The following is a 15,095-nucleotide window of genomic DNA, read 5'->3' on the forward strand; positions in this document are numbered from 1 at the left end:
CTACTTGACGGGTGGCACTTCAGAGAGGCCTGACTTTTGTCAGGCCTCTCATTATGAGACTATTTTTCCCGCGTCATTTTAACAAGGGTATTGATATCGCTTGAAAGCTTGCTATAGGAAGGAGTATCTAACTTAATATTTGCCTTTATCCCATCAATGAGCAGCAATGCTTTTGGGTTTGTAATTGTTAAAATTTGAACATGCCGTTAAAGGCTTTGTCCATCAATTCTTTGGCTCGATCTAAATTGTCATTATAGCTTGATTGGCAGTTCCAGCCTCCATGACGGCGGGATTTCTTCCCATTTGGAATCACGCCTTCTGGAGAGGCTGAAGGAATCATTAAATACCATGATAAAGGCAGATAGGTTGTATAATTTTCCTTGAAAATGGATTTAATGATAACGATAGTGATAATATAGGTTAATGAATTAGAAATAGGAGGAGAAGCGAATGACAACACAAAATGAAAACAATACCTTGCCGCCAAAAACTTGTTCTGTGGAACGCTTAGTCACACTTGAAGGAGATGTAAAGAAGGTACTTTCAGGTGAAAAAACAGCGACACGACGGAATGGGCGATATGCAGACCCAGGTGAAGTCATGACATTGGAAGGCCGTGACTTTGTGGTAGACCGTGTCTATTCCCAGTCATTAGGTGAATTAACGGATGATGATGCACGCCGTGAGGGCTTCGAAAATGTGGAAGCCTATAAACAATCGATTCTAAGTATTCATCCTGGAATGCCATGGCTGCCGCAAATGCGCGTGTGGGTTCATGAGTTTAGCCCGGTTCAAAAATAGTCTATAAATGCTCGAGGTCCATTTCAAAAATGGGCCCTTTTTTTATGGAATAATCCATGTTAATCCCAAAAAAGCCTTCGAAATATACCTTTCCGTTTGCAGGTCAATTATTTGGTTAATCGAAGTAAAAAAATTATAATGTTCTTAGAGAGGATTTCCGAGAGGCTGGGGTGAGCGAATGAAGTTTTTATCAAAATACATAAAGAAGTACTGGAAATCTTTTAGCATAGCGGTTTTATTCCTTACCATTGAGGCGATTAGTGATTTGATGCAGCCAACTATTATGGCGAAAATTATTGATGTAGGTGTGGCCAACAAGGATATCAACTATGTTTTGAAAATGGGCGGTTTGATGCTGCTGATTACGGCTTGTGGTGCGATTGCTGCTTCCACCAGGAGTGTGGTTGCTAGTATTGTTTCACAAAACTTCGGGACGGAGTTAAGGTCTGACTTATTTAAAAAAATTCAAACGCTCACTTTTAGGAACGTCGATAAATTTGACCGCGCCTCCCTTGTTACCAGATTAACGAATGATGTGACCCAAGTTCAGGTGTTTGTTAATGGATTGATGCGGGTTTTTGTCAAAGCCCCGTTGCTAGCCATTGGCGGTTTGATTATGGCCACACGGTTAAACCTGCAGCTTTCCGTGGTCCTGGCGGTTGTGGTTCCAATTGTTGCGCTATTAATCATCTTTAATATGAGATTGGGCTTTCCCCTCTTTTCCCGTGTTCAAAATGGATTGGACCGGGTGAATAGTGTCATGCGGGAGTACCTATCCGGGGTCCGAGTTGTGAAAGCGTTTAATCGCTTTGATGTCGAGGTTGGCAAGTTTACGAAGGTAAATGACCAATATAAAAATCAAGCCATTTCAGCAAATCGACTGATGTCCTCCTTCAGTCCAGCGGTTATGCTCACCGTTAATCTTGGGATTGTTGTTGTCATTTGGATCGGCGGCAATGGTGTGAATACGGGCGATATTCAGGTCGGCCATATTATTGCCTTTATCAACTATATGACGCAAATACTATTTTCATTGATGATCATCTCGATGGTTTTTACGATGTTTGTCAGAGCAAAGGCCTCGACAGGGAGAATCGATGAGGTATTTTCTCAAGCGGATAACGTTTTTTGGAATGAGGAACTTAGGTTAAATTCTATTGAAAAAGGCCGAATCGACTTTGAAAATGTTTCTTTTTCCTATGAACAAGCAACAGGCGAGCCAATCTTAAAAAATATTAACCTTACCATCCTGCCTGGAGAGACAGTAGGAATCATCGGCTCAACAGGATCAGGGAAAAGCACGCTTGTCGGACTCATCCCTCGTTTCTACGATACGGTGGGCGGTACGATTAAAGTAGACGGTATTGATAGTAAACAGGTCAGTCCGAAGAAATTACGTGAGAAAATTGCGATCGTGCCGCAGAAGAATATTTTGTTTACGGGGAGTGTCGCGGAAAATATCCGCTGGGGTAATGAAGAAGCAACGGATGCAGAAGTGGTTACGGCCGCGACAATGGCCGGGGCACATGATTTTATTGAGAGGTCACCGGAAGGCTACCAAACAAGGATTGGCCAAGGGGGCGTCAATTTTTCGGGCGGACAAAAGCAACGGATTTCCATTGCTAGAGCCTTAGTAAAGAAACCAGAAATTTTGATATTAGATGATAGTACAAGTGCCGTTGACGTCGCAACCGAGGCGAAAATCAAGGAGGCCCTGAAGAAATATGCCAAAGGGCTTACCTGCTTATTAATTGCCCAGCGAATCACCTCGATTATCGATGCCGATAAAATTGTCGTCCTCGACCGCGGCGAAGTTGTTGGGGTTGGTACACATCAGGAACTATTGAAGGATTGCCGTGTTTATCAGGAAATCTACCAATCTCAAGTCGGCAAGGAGGTGCATCCGTAGTGTCAAAGGGAAACGTACAGACTGGGAATACTCCCCCTGCCCCGCCGCCGATGAGACCAGCGGGCTTTGGCGGAGCCCAACGCCGTGGGCCTGTTGTCAAGCCAAAGAACTTTAAAGGGACATTGCAAAGACTTTGGCAATACTTCGGCAAAGAACGAAAAATGCTCACGGTTATTTTTATTTTTATTGTAATGGATGCAGCCCTGATGCTGCTTGCCCCCTTCCTGATTGGAAAAGCGATTGATGCGATGCGAATGAATGGTGGAAAAGTAGATTTTGGATTTCTTGAGGTGATGATCTGGATCTTGGTTGCAGCGTATCTGACTGACAGCCTGTTAACCTTTTTACAAGGATGGCTGATGGCCGGCGTCTCCCAGCGAATTGTCAAAAGCTTAAGGGATGCCCTCTTTAAAAAATTACAAAAGCTGCCGGTATCCTTTTTTGATTCTCGTTCACACGGTGAGTTAATGAGCAGGCTATCGAACGATGTCGATAATATTAGTAATACAATCTCGCAATCAACGACGCAATTAATGTCCGGGGTGGTCATCATTACCGGGTCATTAATGATGATGTTACTATTGAGCCCTATCTTGACGCTCGCCAGCTTAATAACCGTACCGCTTGTCTTTTTACTCACAAAAACGATCGCCAAACGGACGAGTGTCCTGTTTAAAAACCAGCAAGTGGAGCTGGGAAAATTAAATGGTCATATTGAGGAAACAATCTCTGGAATTGAAATTGTCAAAGCCTTTAATCACGAGGAAAAGGTCATCGAAGAATTTGAAGTGGTCAATACTAGGCTGCGTGAGGTCGGCCTCAAGGCGCAAATTTGGTCCGGATTTTTGATGCCGATCATGAACGTCATTAATAACCTTGGCTTTGCAGTGGTCGCGGTGGTTGGAGGAATCCTTGCGGTCAAAAGCATCATCACGATTGGGGCAATTGCCAGCTTCATCACCTATTCCAGGCAATTTGTCAGGCCGCTTAATGACCTGGCGAATATTTTCAATATTCTTCAGTCTGGCGTTGCTGGGGCCGAACGTGTCTTTGAAATCATCGATGAACAAGAGGAGCCAGAAGATCTGCCAGAGGCAATCGCCTTAGAAAACCCAAAAGGACATGTAATATTTGAGAATGTAAGTTTTGGTTACCGTCCGGATGTGCCGATTCTAAAAAATGTCAGCTTTGAAGCGAATATCGGCAGCAGTACGGCCTTCGTCGGACCAACCGGTGCTGGAAAAACGACGATCGTAAATCTCCTGACGAGATTTTATGACGTGACAGACGGAAGAATTCTCCTCGATGGCCATGATATTCGGGAATACACAAGGGACAGCTTAAGAAGATGCTTTGGATTTGTCCTCCAGGATACCTATTTATTCTCAGGGACAATCAAGGAAAATATTAAGTATGGAAATACGAAGGCAACGGACGATGAGGTGGAACGCGCGGCGAAGATGGCCAATGCCGATACTTTTATCAAACGGCTGCCAAACCAATATGAAACGGTCTTGTCTGAAAATGGCGGCAATCTAAGCCAAGGACAGCGGCAGCTTCTGGCGATTGCGCGAGTCATTTTAGCTAAGCCCGCCCTGCTGATCCTAGATGAAGCGACGAGCAGCATTGACACCAGGACAGAGCTCCATATTCAAGAAGCCCTGCTCACATTGATGGAGAACCGGACCAGCTTTATCATAGCCCACCGCCTCAATACAATTCGCGATGCCGACACCATCATGGTCATTGACCATGGAGAAATTATCGAGAGTGGAAACCACGATACATTAATGAGGCAGCAAGGCAAATATTACAATATGTTTTTTAACCAGTTCAAAAATGTGGAAACGGGTTTGGGTGAATAGGTATTGAAGGAGAGACTGGGGTTCCAGTCTCTTCTTTTTAAATTATTAATGACAACTGTAAAGACACCTGCTAGAATACTTGTGGTTAATCGATTATTTTCGTACCTAAAGTAAAGAAAATTAGGGAATAATGTAAAAAAATAGCTACAACTGAGGGGGATCCACATGAAAAATAAAAAGGAAATTTCAGGCCGAAGATTGCTTGGCATTGCCGGGATGGGCTGGATGTTTGATGCCATGGATGTCGGCATGCTCTCTTTTATCATTGCAGCCTTAAAGGTAGAATGGGAGCTGACTCCTGGGCAGATGGGTTGGATTGGAAGTGTCAATTCGATTGGGATGGCCGTTGGTGCACTTATTTTTGGCTTAATGGCAGATAAAGTTGGCCGCAAAAATGTATTTATCATCACGTTATTATTATTTTCCGTTGGGAGCGGGCTTTCCGCAATGGCCACCACATTAACCGCCTTTTTAGTGTTAAGATTCTTCATCGGAGCAGGTCTAGGAGGAGAGCTTCCTGTTGCCTCCACACTCGTATCAGAAAGTGTCCCCGCCGAAAAACGCGGCAGGATTGTGGTTCTGCTTGAGAGCTTTTGGGCAGGAGGCTGGCTAGTTGCTGCAGTTATCTCGTATTTCATTATTCCGAAGTTTGGCTGGCAATTAGCTTTACTTATTAGTGCCATTCCTGCTTTATATGCATTATACCTGCGCATGGGGCTGCCGGATTCACCCCGATTTACGGCAGTAAAGGACAAGGAAGAAATTTCAGTCTTCCAAAGCATGAGGAATTTATTTTCAAAGGATTACAGGCGCCAAACAACGATGCTTTGGATCTTATGGTTTTGTGTGGTTTTCTCCTATTATGGAATGTTTTTATGGCTTCCAAGTGTAATGATTATGAAAGGATTCAGCTTAATTAAAAGCTTTGAATATGTGCTAATTATGACGTTAGCGCAGCTCCCCGGTTATTTTACAGCTGCCTGGTTTATTGAAAAATTCGGCCGTAAGTTCGTTTTAGTTGTCTACTTAATTGGTACAGCAGTGAGTGCCTATTTCTTTGGTGCAGCAGAATCGACTGCCCTGTTGATGACTTCAGGAATTCTATTATCATTTTTTAACCTAGGTGCTTGGGGAGGTCTTTACGCTTATACCCCTGAACAATATCCAACCATCATGCGTGGTACAGGCTCTGGTATGGCAGCAGCGATTGGAAGAGTTGGCGGCGTGTTAGGACCCTTATTAGTCGGTAATCTTGTCGCACAGCAAGTATCGATTTCAACCATCTTTATGATCTTCTGTATTTCTGTCTTAATTGGAGCAATGTCCGTTTTCGTGTTGGGAAAAGAAACGAAAAATACGGAACTAGTATAATAAATAGTCCAAAGAGATTCCTTATAGAGGAGTCTCCTTTTATTTATATAGAACGTTGAATCATATATAACCAAAATATTTAAAAAAGAGAATTTATTTTACTGTTTCACATAAATCCTTTTCAACTTTAGTGGAATAAAGTCTTTTGAGTAAGTAAAATTCGTATATTTGATATATTGCAAATTATCTTAAAATAATGTATAATACCACTAGACGAACCCCCGAATATTTTGTACAATGTTTTCAGAATATTATCTTTTTTTAAAACAGTTAGACAAAGGTGTTTGGGAAAATTTTTTTCAAAAAACAGGGGGTAAATCATGAGGAAAAAGAAATTAGCTGGTATCTTTATGTCGTTTATGGTTGCAGCAGGTGTGTTGGCAGGATGTAATTCAAGTGCTAGTAGCGATGCGGAAAAAGGAGGCACAATTAAGATTGGTGCAAACCTTGAACTATCGGGTGGAGTAGCTTCTTATGGTCAATCTGCCAAAGAAGGTATTGAGCTAGCAATCGAAGAAATCAACAAAAAAGGTATTAATGGCAAAAAACTAGAATTGGTGACAGTTGACAATAAGTCAGATGCAGCAGAGGCTACAAATGGTGCTCTAAAACTTGCCACTCAGGATAAAGTTGTTGCGATGATCGGTGCGGCAACAAGTACAAACACATTAGCACAAGTGCAGATTGCTCAAGATAACAAAATTCCATTAATTACACCAACGGCAACAAACGCAACGATCACAAATAAAGATGGAAAGGTAAATGACTTTGTATTTCGTACATGCTTCATTGACCCATTCCAAGGTACAGTTGCAGCAAATTTCGCTTCCAATGATTTAAAGGTTAAGAGTGCGGCTGTTCTAATTGATAGTTCAAGTGATTACTCTAAAGGTCTTGCTGCTTCTTTTAAAAAGAGTTTTGTGGCAAATGGCGGAAAAATTGTTAAAGAAGAAGCCTATGTGGCGAAGGATACAGACTTCCGTGCAACCTTAACAAATATAAAATCAGCAAAACCAGAATATATATTCGTTCCTGGCTTTTATGAAGAAGTAGGTTTAATTATCAAACAAGCTCGTGAGCTTGGCTTAAATGTGCCAATCATGGGTGGTGACGGTTGGGACTCTCCTAAACTAGTAGAAATCGCTGGAGCAAATACACTGAATAACACATTTATTACAAACCATTATTCATCAGGTGATAGTGATAAGAAGGTTCAAGACTTTGTTGCAGCGTTCAAAGCAAAATACGACGGTAAATCTCCGGATGCCTTTACAGCTCTAGGTTATGACACAGTATACTTCCTTGCGGATGCGATTAAACGTGCTGGAAGCAGTGATTCTAACAAAATTCAGAAGGCACTCGCTGAAACAGATGGATTAGAACTTGTTTCTGGAAAAGTGAAGCTTGATAAAAACCATGATCCTATCAAAGCCGCTGTTATCCTTGAGTACAAAAACGGTGAACAACAATTTAAGACAAAGATCAATCCTTAAGAGAAAAGCGAAAGCGCCTGTCCAGGGGCGACAGGCATAAGACGAGCCGGCGAGAAGGCTGTTTTTTAGCCTTCTTGACGGATTGGCATATGACCCCGAGCCCCTAGGCGCTGCAGCTAGCCCAAGAGAAAAGCGAAAGCGCCTTAGTGTGAGACAAATTTTATAGTTTGTTAAAGGGATAGGGAGCGTGATGTCTCCCTATTCCGCTGTATAAAAAGAATACAAGTTTCCCAACATGCAAACTTTGTTTAATTGTATTTAAAAAAAGATACGTGAAGTCGGTCCAAAGGAGTGTAAGACATATGGAAATAATACAGCAGCTTGTAAATGGAATATCCTTGGGCAGTATTTATGCATTAATCGCTCTAGGGTATACAATGGTTTATGGTATTGTAAAACTGATTAACTTCGCCCATGGAGATGTATTCATGGTTGGTGCATTCATAGGTTTTTATTCCATTACTATTTTTGATTTAGGATTTTTCCCAGCATTACTTATTTCAATGGTGGCTTGTGCCATCTTTGGTGTTTTAATCGAGAGGATTGCTTATAAGCCTCTTAGAAATGCAACTAGAATTGCGGCCCTTATTACTGCAATTGGGGTTTCGTTGTTTATTGAGTATGGAACCATTTATATTCGTGGTGCCCAGCCGGAAGCCTATCCAGATGGAATCGTTACAATCAAGAGCTTAGAGCTTTTTGGGGTAAAAATTAGCGGTCAGTCCTTACTTATCTTAGGAACATCGTTATTTTTAATGATTTTACTACAATTTATCGTTCATAAAACAAAAATTGGTAAAGCCATGCGAGCCGTATCACACGATATGGATGCCGCAAGATTAATGGGAATCAATGTGAATAACACGATTTCAGCAACTTTTGCGATTGGTTCTGCCCTTGCTGGTGCAGCCGGAGTTATTTTTGGTGTCTACTATACAAAAATTGAGCCATTGATGGGAATTATCCCAGGACTTAAAGCGTTTGTTGCCGCAGTTTTAGGCGGAATTGGGAGTATTCCTGGGGCGATGACTGGCGGTTTAGTTTTGGGTGTAATCGAGTCACTTGTTAGTGCAGCAGGCTACTCCCTATGGCGTGACGCCGTAGCATTTGTGGTCCTTATCTTAATCTTAATCTTCCGTCCAGCAGGTTTATTTGGTAAAAATATCAGGGAAAAGGTTTAAGGGGGTCTTTTAGCGATGGGAATTTTAAAACAAGCGAAGTTTTTCTGGACCTCAATCGTTCTAGCCGTTATATTTTCAGTCGTCATGCAATTTTTAATAACTGGCGGGTCATTGAACCAGTTTTATGTAAACACACTATTTTTTATCGGAATTAATATTATCCTTGCCGCAAGTCTCCATTTAATTATTGGGATTACAGGGCAATTTTCAATTGGACATGCTGGTTTCCTAGCCGTTGGAGCCTACGCTTCAGCGATTATGACCATGAAATTGGGCCTGCCCTTTCCAGTGGCCATCCTTGTTGGCGGATTGGCAGCCGCAGTGGCGGGGCTCATTATAGGGATTCCGACACTAAGATTAAAAGGAGATTATCTTGCCATTGCCACGCTTGGCTTTGGAGAGATTGTAAGAATTGTCTTTTTAAATATTGAATATGTCGGTGGGGCAAGCGGGATGACAGTCTCCCACTTAACAACGTGGCCATGGCTGGTCGCTTGTGTATTGCTAACCATCATTGTGATTGTGAACTTTACCAACTCGACACATGGACGTGCTTGTGTTTCAATTAGAGAAAATGAAATTGCTGCCGATGCAATGGGGATCAATACAACTTTTTATAAGGTTACAGCTTTTGCCATCGGTGCCTTTTTTGCCGGAATTGCCGGTGCCTTATATGCGCATAACTTTTATATCATTCAGCCGACTAACTTTGGCTTTTTGAAATCATTTGATATTTTAATTTTTGTTGTATTAGGCGGGCTTGGAAGTATGTCTGGAGCGGTCATTGCAGCGGTCCTATTAACAATTATTTCGACCTACCTTTCCAGTTATCCAGAGGTTCGGATGGTTGTTTACAGTCTTGTTTTAATTGCAATGATGCTTTTCCGACCACAAGGATTGCTAGGAACGAGAGAGATTACCTCATTCTTTAAAGCTGGTAAAACCGCTAAAGGAGGAGTGCAAAAATGAATGAAAAAACAAAGTTGCTTAAAGTAGAAAATGCCGGGATCCGTTTTGGCGGCTTAAAGGCTGTTTCGGATGTAAACCTGGAATTAAATCAGGGTGAACTTGTCGGTTTAATTGGCCCAAATGGTGCCGGGAAAACGACGTTTTTTAACTTGCTAACAGGTGTTTATGTTCCAACCGAGGGAAGCATTTCGCTAGATGGCGAAAAACTAAATGGCTTAGCGCCTTATAAAATTACCAAAAAAGGAATCAGCCGGACCTTTCAAAACATTCGTTTGTTTAGTGAACTGTCGGTTCTCAATAATGTAAAGGTAGCCTATCATTCGCTGGCCAAGCATTCGATGCTGAGCTCTATTTTACGCCTCCCTTCCCACTTTTCCGGTGAAAAGGAAATGGAAGAAAAGGCGATTGAATTCTTAAAAATCTTTAAGCTCGAAAATGTGATGCATGAAAAGGCGAAAAACTTACCATATGGTCAGCAGCGCCGCCTTGAAATTGCCCGGGCATTAGCTGCTAATCCTAAATTATTGCTTCTGGATGAACCGGCTGCCGGCATGAATCCACAGGAAACAGAAGAACTGATGAATTTGATCGCGTTAATTCGTGAGAGATTTTCGTTAACGATCCTATTAATTGAACACGACATGCCTCTCGTTATGGGTGTATGTGAGCGGATTTATGTGCTTGACCATGGTCAATTAATTGCCAACGGTACACCTGAACAAATTAGAAATAATCCAAAAGTCATCGAAGCTTATCTTGGAGAGGAGGTCTCCTAATGCTAAAAGTAAATGATATTAATGTTTATTATGGAAATATCCATGCATTGAAGGGAGTTTCTCTCGAAATCAATCAAGGAGAAATTGTCACACTGATTGGTGCCAATGGTGCTGGGAAAAGTACGCTTTTACAAACCATATCAGGGTTACTAAAGCCGAAAAATGGTGAAGTAATGTTTGAAGGTGAACATGTGGAGGGCAAGGTTCCTCAATTAATTGTTAAACGAGGGATTTCACAAGTACCAGAAGGCCGCCGTGTTTTCTCAAACATGTCAGTTGAGGAAAATCTAGAATTAGGTGCGTATTTAAGGAAAGATAAAAAAGGCATTCAAGAAGATTTTGAAAAGATCTATCAGCTATTCCCTCGTTTGCTCGAGCGTCGTAAACAGCTATCTGGTACCCTTTCAGGGGGAGAGCAGCAAATGGTCGCCATGGGCCGCGCATTAATGGCTCGACCGCGACTATTACTATTAGATGAGCCTTCCATGGGTCTTGCGCCGATTTTAGTAAAAACCATTTTCAAGATTATTGAGGAAATCAATAAAACCGGGACAACCATTTTATTGGTAGAGCAAAATGCTAATATGGCGTTATCGATTGCCGATCGTGCCTATGTCATTGAGACCGGAAAAATTGTTGCTTCAGGTACAGCTGAAGAGCTAAATCAAAGCGATCAAATAAGAAATGCTTATTTAGGCGGTCATTAAGCCTAGACTATAAAAGAGGAGTTGGGAATCCCCCAACTCCTTTTAATATTTCATTCTGTTCGGTATCAAGCTGGAAATTGGGTGATTTTGTGTAATTTTTGCTGATCCAGTATGCTGATACTGGATAGTAGTCTTTAAAGTCAGGGAGGAATTTGTAAAGTGGCACAGGGTAAGACCAATGCAATGCGTATTCTTGACGCAAAAAATATTAGCTATGAGATGCTGACCTACGATAATAAAGATGGGAAAGTCGACGGTGTTTCTGTTGCGGAGAAAATTGGCCGGGAGCCAAAGGAAGTGTATAAAACGCTTGTTGCGATGGGCGCAAGCAGAAATATATTTGTTTTTGTCATTCCCGTGGCAGAGGAATTGGATTTGAAGAAGGCAGCCAAAGCAGCCGCTGAAAAGAATATTGAAATGCTTCCGGTGAAGGATATTCAGAAATGGACTGGATATATCCGCGGCGGCTGCTCGCCGATTGGCATGAAAAAAGAATATAAGACGTTTATTGATGTAAACTGTAGGTCGATCGATTCAATCATTGTTAGTGGCGGGAAAATTGGGGTTCAAATCGTATTAGAACCTGTTCTATTGCAAGAGGTCACAAAAGCTGACATTGTCCCCATCATTAAGTAAGATTTTTTCCCTAGGCACTCACCTATAAATGACAATCGCATAAGATAGGATGAAATTGAATTTATCTTACGATTGTCACTATAAAAGGGAGTGTTGATGAGTGGCAGGGAAAATCAAAAATTACTTTGCAGGCGGGAATACAGCGAGAGGCTTTCATAATTTATATGACTCCAATCTTCAAGGTCTCAACCGATTATTTATTTTAAAAGGCGGTCCAGGAACAGGTAAATCCTCATTAATGAAAAAAATCGGTAATGAGTGGCTTGAAAAGGGCTATGATATTGAATTTTTACATTGTTCTTCTGATAACAATTCCATTGATGGAGTGCTGATCCCAGCGTTAAAAGTGGGAATTGTCGATGGTACCGCTCCGCATGTGATTGAACCGAAGGCACCAGGAGCGGTCGACGAATACATTAACCTTGGTGAAGCTTGGGATGCCCGTGCGCTGGCCATCCATAAAAATACGATCCTGAAGTTAACCAATCAGATTAGTCAATCCTTTCATAAGGCGTACGATACCTATAAAGAAGCCCTGGATATCCACGATGATTGGGAAAAGATTTATATCAACAGTATGGACTTTAAGAAAGCCGATCAATTAACTAACAAATTAATTGATACCTTCTTTGGAAAAATGAAGCTCAGTAAAAAATCTGATATCCGCCATCGCTTTTTAGGTGCTGCTACGCCAAAAGGGCCGGTAGATTATGTCCCGAATCTAACCGAAGAAATTCCAAAACGTTATTTCATTAAAGGGCGCCCGGGTTCTGGGAAATCAACGATGCTGAAGAAGCTTGCCGCAGCGGCCGAAGTAAGAGGGGTCGATGTAGAAGTATATCATTGCGGATTTGACCCGCACAGCCTTGATATGGTCATCTTTAGGGAATTAGGAATTGCTATCTTTGATAGTACCGCACCACATGAATATTTCCCAAGCAGAGATGGGGATGAAATCATTGATATGTATGAATTACTGATTGCGTCCGGGACAGATGAAATTTTTGCCGATATCATCACTAAAATCTCGACGAATTACAAAAATAAAATGCTTGAGGCTACTTCTTATTTGGCTAAGGCAAAGGAACTTCATGATGAGTTAGAGGAAATTTATATTGCCGCCATGGATTTTTCAGTCGTCGAACGGATCCAGGGTAAAATTGCGGAGGAAATCAGGGAGTTAGCAGCGAGCAAGGTAGAATAACCAAACGTTCGAATATCACTAATATATATTAATAGCTTTTCACCAAATTAGGCGGGGTGCATACATTAGAGGGAATATAAATAGAAGGGGACTAAAGCCTTGGATCATTTCAATTACCCTCAGGGGCATGGTAGTATGCCTAATTTTTCTTATGAAAACAACCTGCGGCAATCACCGCCGCATGGTGGAGGACAGCAGCTGCCGTCGCATGGTGGAGGACAGCAGCTGCCGTCGCATGGTGGAGGACAGCAGCTGCCGTCGCATGGTGGAGGACAGCAGCTGCCGTCGCACGGTGGAGGGCATCAACCACCGCCGCACGGTGGAGGACATCAACCGCCACCGCACGGTGGAGGGCATCAACCACCGCCGCACGGTGGAGGACATCAACCACCGCTGCACGGAGGAGGACCGCCGCCGTACGGAGGGGGATATCATCCACCATTTGGAGGTGGCCCACATTATGGAGGTGCCCCGACTGCACCGCCGCCAACCTACATCCCTCAGGAAACAGCTGGATTATATGCGGTTGACCCAGGTGGAATTAGGCACTGTCTGTACCGTTATACCTATGTTTGGTTGAATAATGGTAGAAGCTTCTGGTATTATCCAACCTATGTAGGCAGAACCTCGATCGCCGGGTATCGCTGGCGAGGATACCACTGGGAATATTACGGAATGGATTTAAACAGAATCCGTTCATTTAGTTGTCACTAAGGAGTCAGAACTGTCCCTAAACTGGGCAGTTCTTTCTTTTGGTGGCACTCATCTTAATAATCAATGGTTGAGTGTATCCATACACATTCCAACTTATATGAAAAATTTAGATAACAAAGGAGTGAATTGGGTAACATACTAAAATACTTGAAATCAAAGGGGCTTACATAATGGCAAAAGACGAGAATGCAGCAAATGAAACGGTTGAAGCAAACATTAAGATTAACGAACAACTTGAAGATGGGAAGGTACACGCGTCTACAGAAAGACGTTCTGCAGCAGAAAGTGCAAACCTCGAAATGCAGGATCAATTCAGAGGTGAGCAAAAACAGTCCTCTGAAGGTGTTTCGGGTGCATTTATTTTTAACCCATCAATAAAATTAAATGAGGATAATGAAGACTAAAAAATCGACTTTCAAATGTGAAAGTCGATTTTTACCTTTTAAGGATTTGGATTCGTCTTGCTTTTCTGTCCTTTATTGCGCTTATTACCTTTGCTGTTGTCACCGCTCACAAACTCGCTGGCAAATTCAGCCTCTGCATGCCCTGCTTGCGGGGAGTTTTGATTGTTGCTGCCCTTGTTGTATTTCTTGGTCATGGTAATATCCCTCCTTTTCTACTATGGTTTAGTTTGGTTTCAGGAAAGTGGTTTATTCGAAAAAAATAAAGGAAATATTGGAAGGTAAGAGAATTACTATTGATTTAATGGGTATTTTTTTGAAAGGGTGGAATTGGATGTCGCCAAATATTGCACAGTTAACACAACTATTTGAAGAAAATCGCAATGAAGAAAATTCCGAACCGATGAAGAAATATATGAAAGATCATTTCCCCTTCCTGGGAATCAAGAAACCACAGCGCAGTGTGCTGGAAAAGCAATTTTTTCAAGAGACAGGGATCTTAAAAGAGCCGTTTAACCAAGATTTGATTCGAGAGCTTTGGGCGAAGGAAGAACGAGAATACCAATATACAGCATTGGTTTATATGGAAAAGTCGTTGAATAAGCTCGAGAAAACGGATTTGCCATTTATGGAGGAACTGATTACAACCAAGTCTTGGTGGGATACGGTTGATGCGATTGCTCCCAAGCCGGTTGGAAAAATTGCCGAGAAATTCCCCGAAGTGGCGGCCGAAACAATTAATGGCTGGGCCATTGATGATAATCTCTGGCTGCGAAGAGCGGCACTGCTTTTTCAATTAAAATATAAGGGAAAAACGAATGAGGAATTGCTCTATCAGTACATACGGCAAAATGCGGACAGTAAGGAATTTTTTATCCAAAAGGCAATTGGCTGGGTGTTACGTGAATATTCGAAGACAAATCCCGCCTCTGCAAAGGGATTTATTGAAGGAACAAAGTTAGCGCCGTTAAGTGTTCGCGAAGGTAGTAAGTATTTAGCATGAGCATATGGGAGAAAATGTTTTGGTAATCATGTTAAAATGGCAATAATGAAAATGGATAGAGGGTG

General features: G+C 42.1%; 16 protein-coding genes. 14 read left to right on the forward strand and 2 right to left on the reverse strand.

The genetic code is table 11. From position 1 onward, the window contains the following. Window positions 1–187: 187 nt before the first annotated feature. Window positions 188–460 carry a hypothetical protein gene (locus J7E66_RS15320; protein WP_215001416.1) on the reverse strand — a complete coding sequence of 91 codons (273 nt, stop codon included), beginning with the start codon at window positions 458–460 and terminating at the stop codon, window positions 188–190. Here J7E66_RS15320 and J7E66_RS15325 point away from each other — a divergent pair. The 13 genes from J7E66_RS15325 to J7E66_RS15385 all read left to right on the forward strand — a co-directional run bounded on the left by J7E66_RS15325 (window position 451) and on the right by J7E66_RS15385 (window position 14,030). Continuing rightward, window positions 451–801 (forward strand): ASCH domain-containing protein, encoded by a 351-nt coding sequence (locus tag J7E66_RS15325; protein ID WP_215001418.1) that lies wholly within the window; start codon window positions 451–453, stop codon window positions 799–801. The two genes, J7E66_RS15320 and J7E66_RS15325, sit on opposite strands and share 10 nt — an antisense overlap. A gap of 178 nt (window positions 802–979) precedes the next feature. Further along, on the forward strand, window positions 980–2,710 hold the full coding sequence (locus J7E66_RS15330) for an ABC transporter ATP-binding protein (RefSeq protein WP_215001420.1): 1,731 nt from the start codon (window positions 980–982) through the stop codon (window positions 2,708–2,710). A 50-nt stretch (window positions 2,711–2,760) separates the two neighbouring features. Further along, entirely contained in the window at window positions 2,761–4,575 is a 1,815-nt protein-coding gene (locus tag J7E66_RS15335; RefSeq protein ID WP_215001478.1) for an ABC transporter ATP-binding protein, read from the forward strand. A 165-nt stretch (window positions 4,576–4,740) separates the two neighbouring features. Continuing rightward, a complete protein-coding gene (locus tag J7E66_RS15340) occupies window positions 4,741–5,946 on the forward strand; it encodes an MFS transporter (RefSeq protein WP_215001422.1) in 1,206 nt (401 codons plus the stop codon). 320 nt (window positions 5,947–6,266) lie between these two features. Continuing rightward, entirely contained in the window at window positions 6,267–7,439 is a 1,173-nt protein-coding gene (locus tag J7E66_RS15345) for an ABC transporter substrate-binding protein (protein ID WP_215001424.1), read from the forward strand. Window positions 7,440–7,741: 302 nt separating this feature from the next. Continuing rightward, window positions 7,742–8,620, forward strand: a complete 879-nt coding sequence (locus J7E66_RS15350; protein ID WP_215001426.1) for a branched-chain amino acid ABC transporter permease — start codon at window positions 7,742–7,744, stop codon at window positions 8,618–8,620. Between the two features lie 15 nt (window positions 8,621–8,635). Further along, complete coding sequence (locus tag J7E66_RS15355) at window positions 8,636–9,589, forward strand: branched-chain amino acid ABC transporter permease (RefSeq protein WP_168241351.1); 954 nt, start codon at window positions 8,636–8,638, stop codon at window positions 9,587–9,589. After that, window positions 9,586–10,365 carry an ABC transporter ATP-binding protein gene (locus J7E66_RS15360; protein ID WP_215001428.1) on the forward strand — a complete coding sequence of 260 codons (780 nt, stop codon included), beginning with the start codon at window positions 9,586–9,588 and terminating at the stop codon, window positions 10,363–10,365. The genes J7E66_RS15355 and J7E66_RS15360 overlap by 4 nt, the downstream gene beginning before the upstream one ends. Further along, window positions 10,365–11,072, forward strand: coding sequence for an ABC transporter ATP-binding protein (locus J7E66_RS15365; protein ID WP_215001430.1), 708 nt, complete (start codon window positions 10,365–10,367; stop codon window positions 11,070–11,072). The genes J7E66_RS15360 and J7E66_RS15365 overlap by 1 nt, the downstream gene beginning before the upstream one ends. 159 nt (window positions 11,073–11,231) lie before the next feature. Beyond that, window positions 11,232–11,708: a Cys-tRNA(Pro) deacylase gene (gene ybaK, locus J7E66_RS15370; protein ID WP_215001432.1), complete on the forward strand. Its 477-nt coding sequence runs from the start codon at window positions 11,232–11,234 to the stop codon at window positions 11,706–11,708. Between the two features lie 100 nt (window positions 11,709–11,808). Further along, a complete protein-coding gene (locus J7E66_RS15375) occupies window positions 11,809–12,912 on the forward strand; it encodes a PRK06851 family protein (RefSeq protein WP_215001434.1) in 1,104 nt (367 codons plus the stop codon). 135 nt (window positions 12,913–13,047) lie between these two features. Beyond that, entirely contained in the window at window positions 13,048–13,626 is a 579-nt protein-coding gene (locus J7E66_RS15380) for a transporter (RefSeq protein WP_215001436.1), read from the forward strand. Window positions 13,627–13,796: 170 nt separating this feature from the next. Further along, window positions 13,797–14,030, forward strand: coding sequence for a hypothetical protein (locus J7E66_RS15385; protein WP_215001438.1), 234 nt, complete (start codon window positions 13,797–13,799; stop codon window positions 14,028–14,030). A 38-nt stretch (window positions 14,031–14,068) separates the two neighbouring features. On the opposite strand, the gene J7E66_RS15390 is transcribed toward J7E66_RS15385, so the two are convergent. After that, a complete protein-coding gene (locus J7E66_RS15390; protein WP_168241344.1) occupies window positions 14,069–14,224 on the reverse strand; it encodes a hypothetical protein in 156 nt (51 codons plus the stop codon). A 137-nt stretch (window positions 14,225–14,361) separates the two neighbouring features. On the opposite strand from J7E66_RS15390, the gene J7E66_RS15395 reads away from it, so the two are divergent. After that, window positions 14,362–15,030, forward strand: a complete 669-nt coding sequence (locus J7E66_RS15395) for a DNA alkylation repair protein (protein ID WP_215001440.1) — start codon at window positions 14,362–14,364, stop codon at window positions 15,028–15,030. Window positions 15,031–15,095 lie beyond the last annotated feature (65 nt).

It is taken from the genome of Bacillus sp. ISL-7 (assembly GCF_018613065.1).

Bases quoted from the DNA above. Each gene is read 5' to 3' on its own strand.
- J7E66_RS15335 (WP_215001478.1), top strand. From the start codon at position 2,761: ATGAGACCAGCGGGCTTTGGCGGAGCCCAACGCCGTGGGCCTGTTGTC.
- J7E66_RS15360 (WP_215001428.1), top strand. From the start codon at position 9,586: ATGAATGAAAAAACAAAGTTGCTTAAAGTAGAAAATGCCGGGATCCGT.
- J7E66_RS15380 (WP_215001436.1), top strand. From the start codon at position 13,048: ATGCCTAATTTTTCTTATGAAAACAACCTGCGGCAATCACCGCCGCAT.
- J7E66_RS15390 (WP_168241344.1), bottom strand. From the start codon at position 14,224: ATGACCAAGAAATACAACAAGGGCAGCAACAATCAAAACTCCCCGCAA.
- J7E66_RS15355 (WP_168241351.1), top strand. From the start codon at position 8,636: ATGGGAATTTTAAAACAAGCGAAGTTTTTCTGGACCTCAATCGTTCTA.
- J7E66_RS15345 (WP_215001424.1), top strand. From the start codon at position 6,267: ATGAGGAAAAAGAAATTAGCTGGTATCTTTATGTCGTTTATGGTTGCA.
- J7E66_RS15350 (WP_215001426.1), top strand. From the start codon at position 7,742: ATGGAAATAATACAGCAGCTTGTAAATGGAATATCCTTGGGCAGTATT.
- J7E66_RS15340 (WP_215001422.1), top strand. From the start codon at position 4,741: ATGAAAAATAAAAAGGAAATTTCAGGCCGAAGATTGCTTGGCATTGCC.
- J7E66_RS15365 (WP_215001430.1), top strand. From the start codon at position 10,365: ATGCTAAAAGTAAATGATATTAATGTTTATTATGGAAATATCCATGCA.
- J7E66_RS15325 (WP_215001418.1), top strand. From the start codon at position 451: ATGACAACACAAAATGAAAACAATACCTTGCCGCCAAAAACTTGTTCT.
- J7E66_RS15330 (WP_215001420.1), top strand. From the start codon at position 980: ATGAAGTTTTTATCAAAATACATAAAGAAGTACTGGAAATCTTTTAGC.
- J7E66_RS15385 (WP_215001438.1), top strand. From the start codon at position 13,797: ATGGCAAAAGACGAGAATGCAGCAAATGAAACGGTTGAAGCAAACATT.
- J7E66_RS15395 (WP_215001440.1), top strand. From the start codon at position 14,362: ATGTCGCCAAATATTGCACAGTTAACACAACTATTTGAAGAAAATCGC.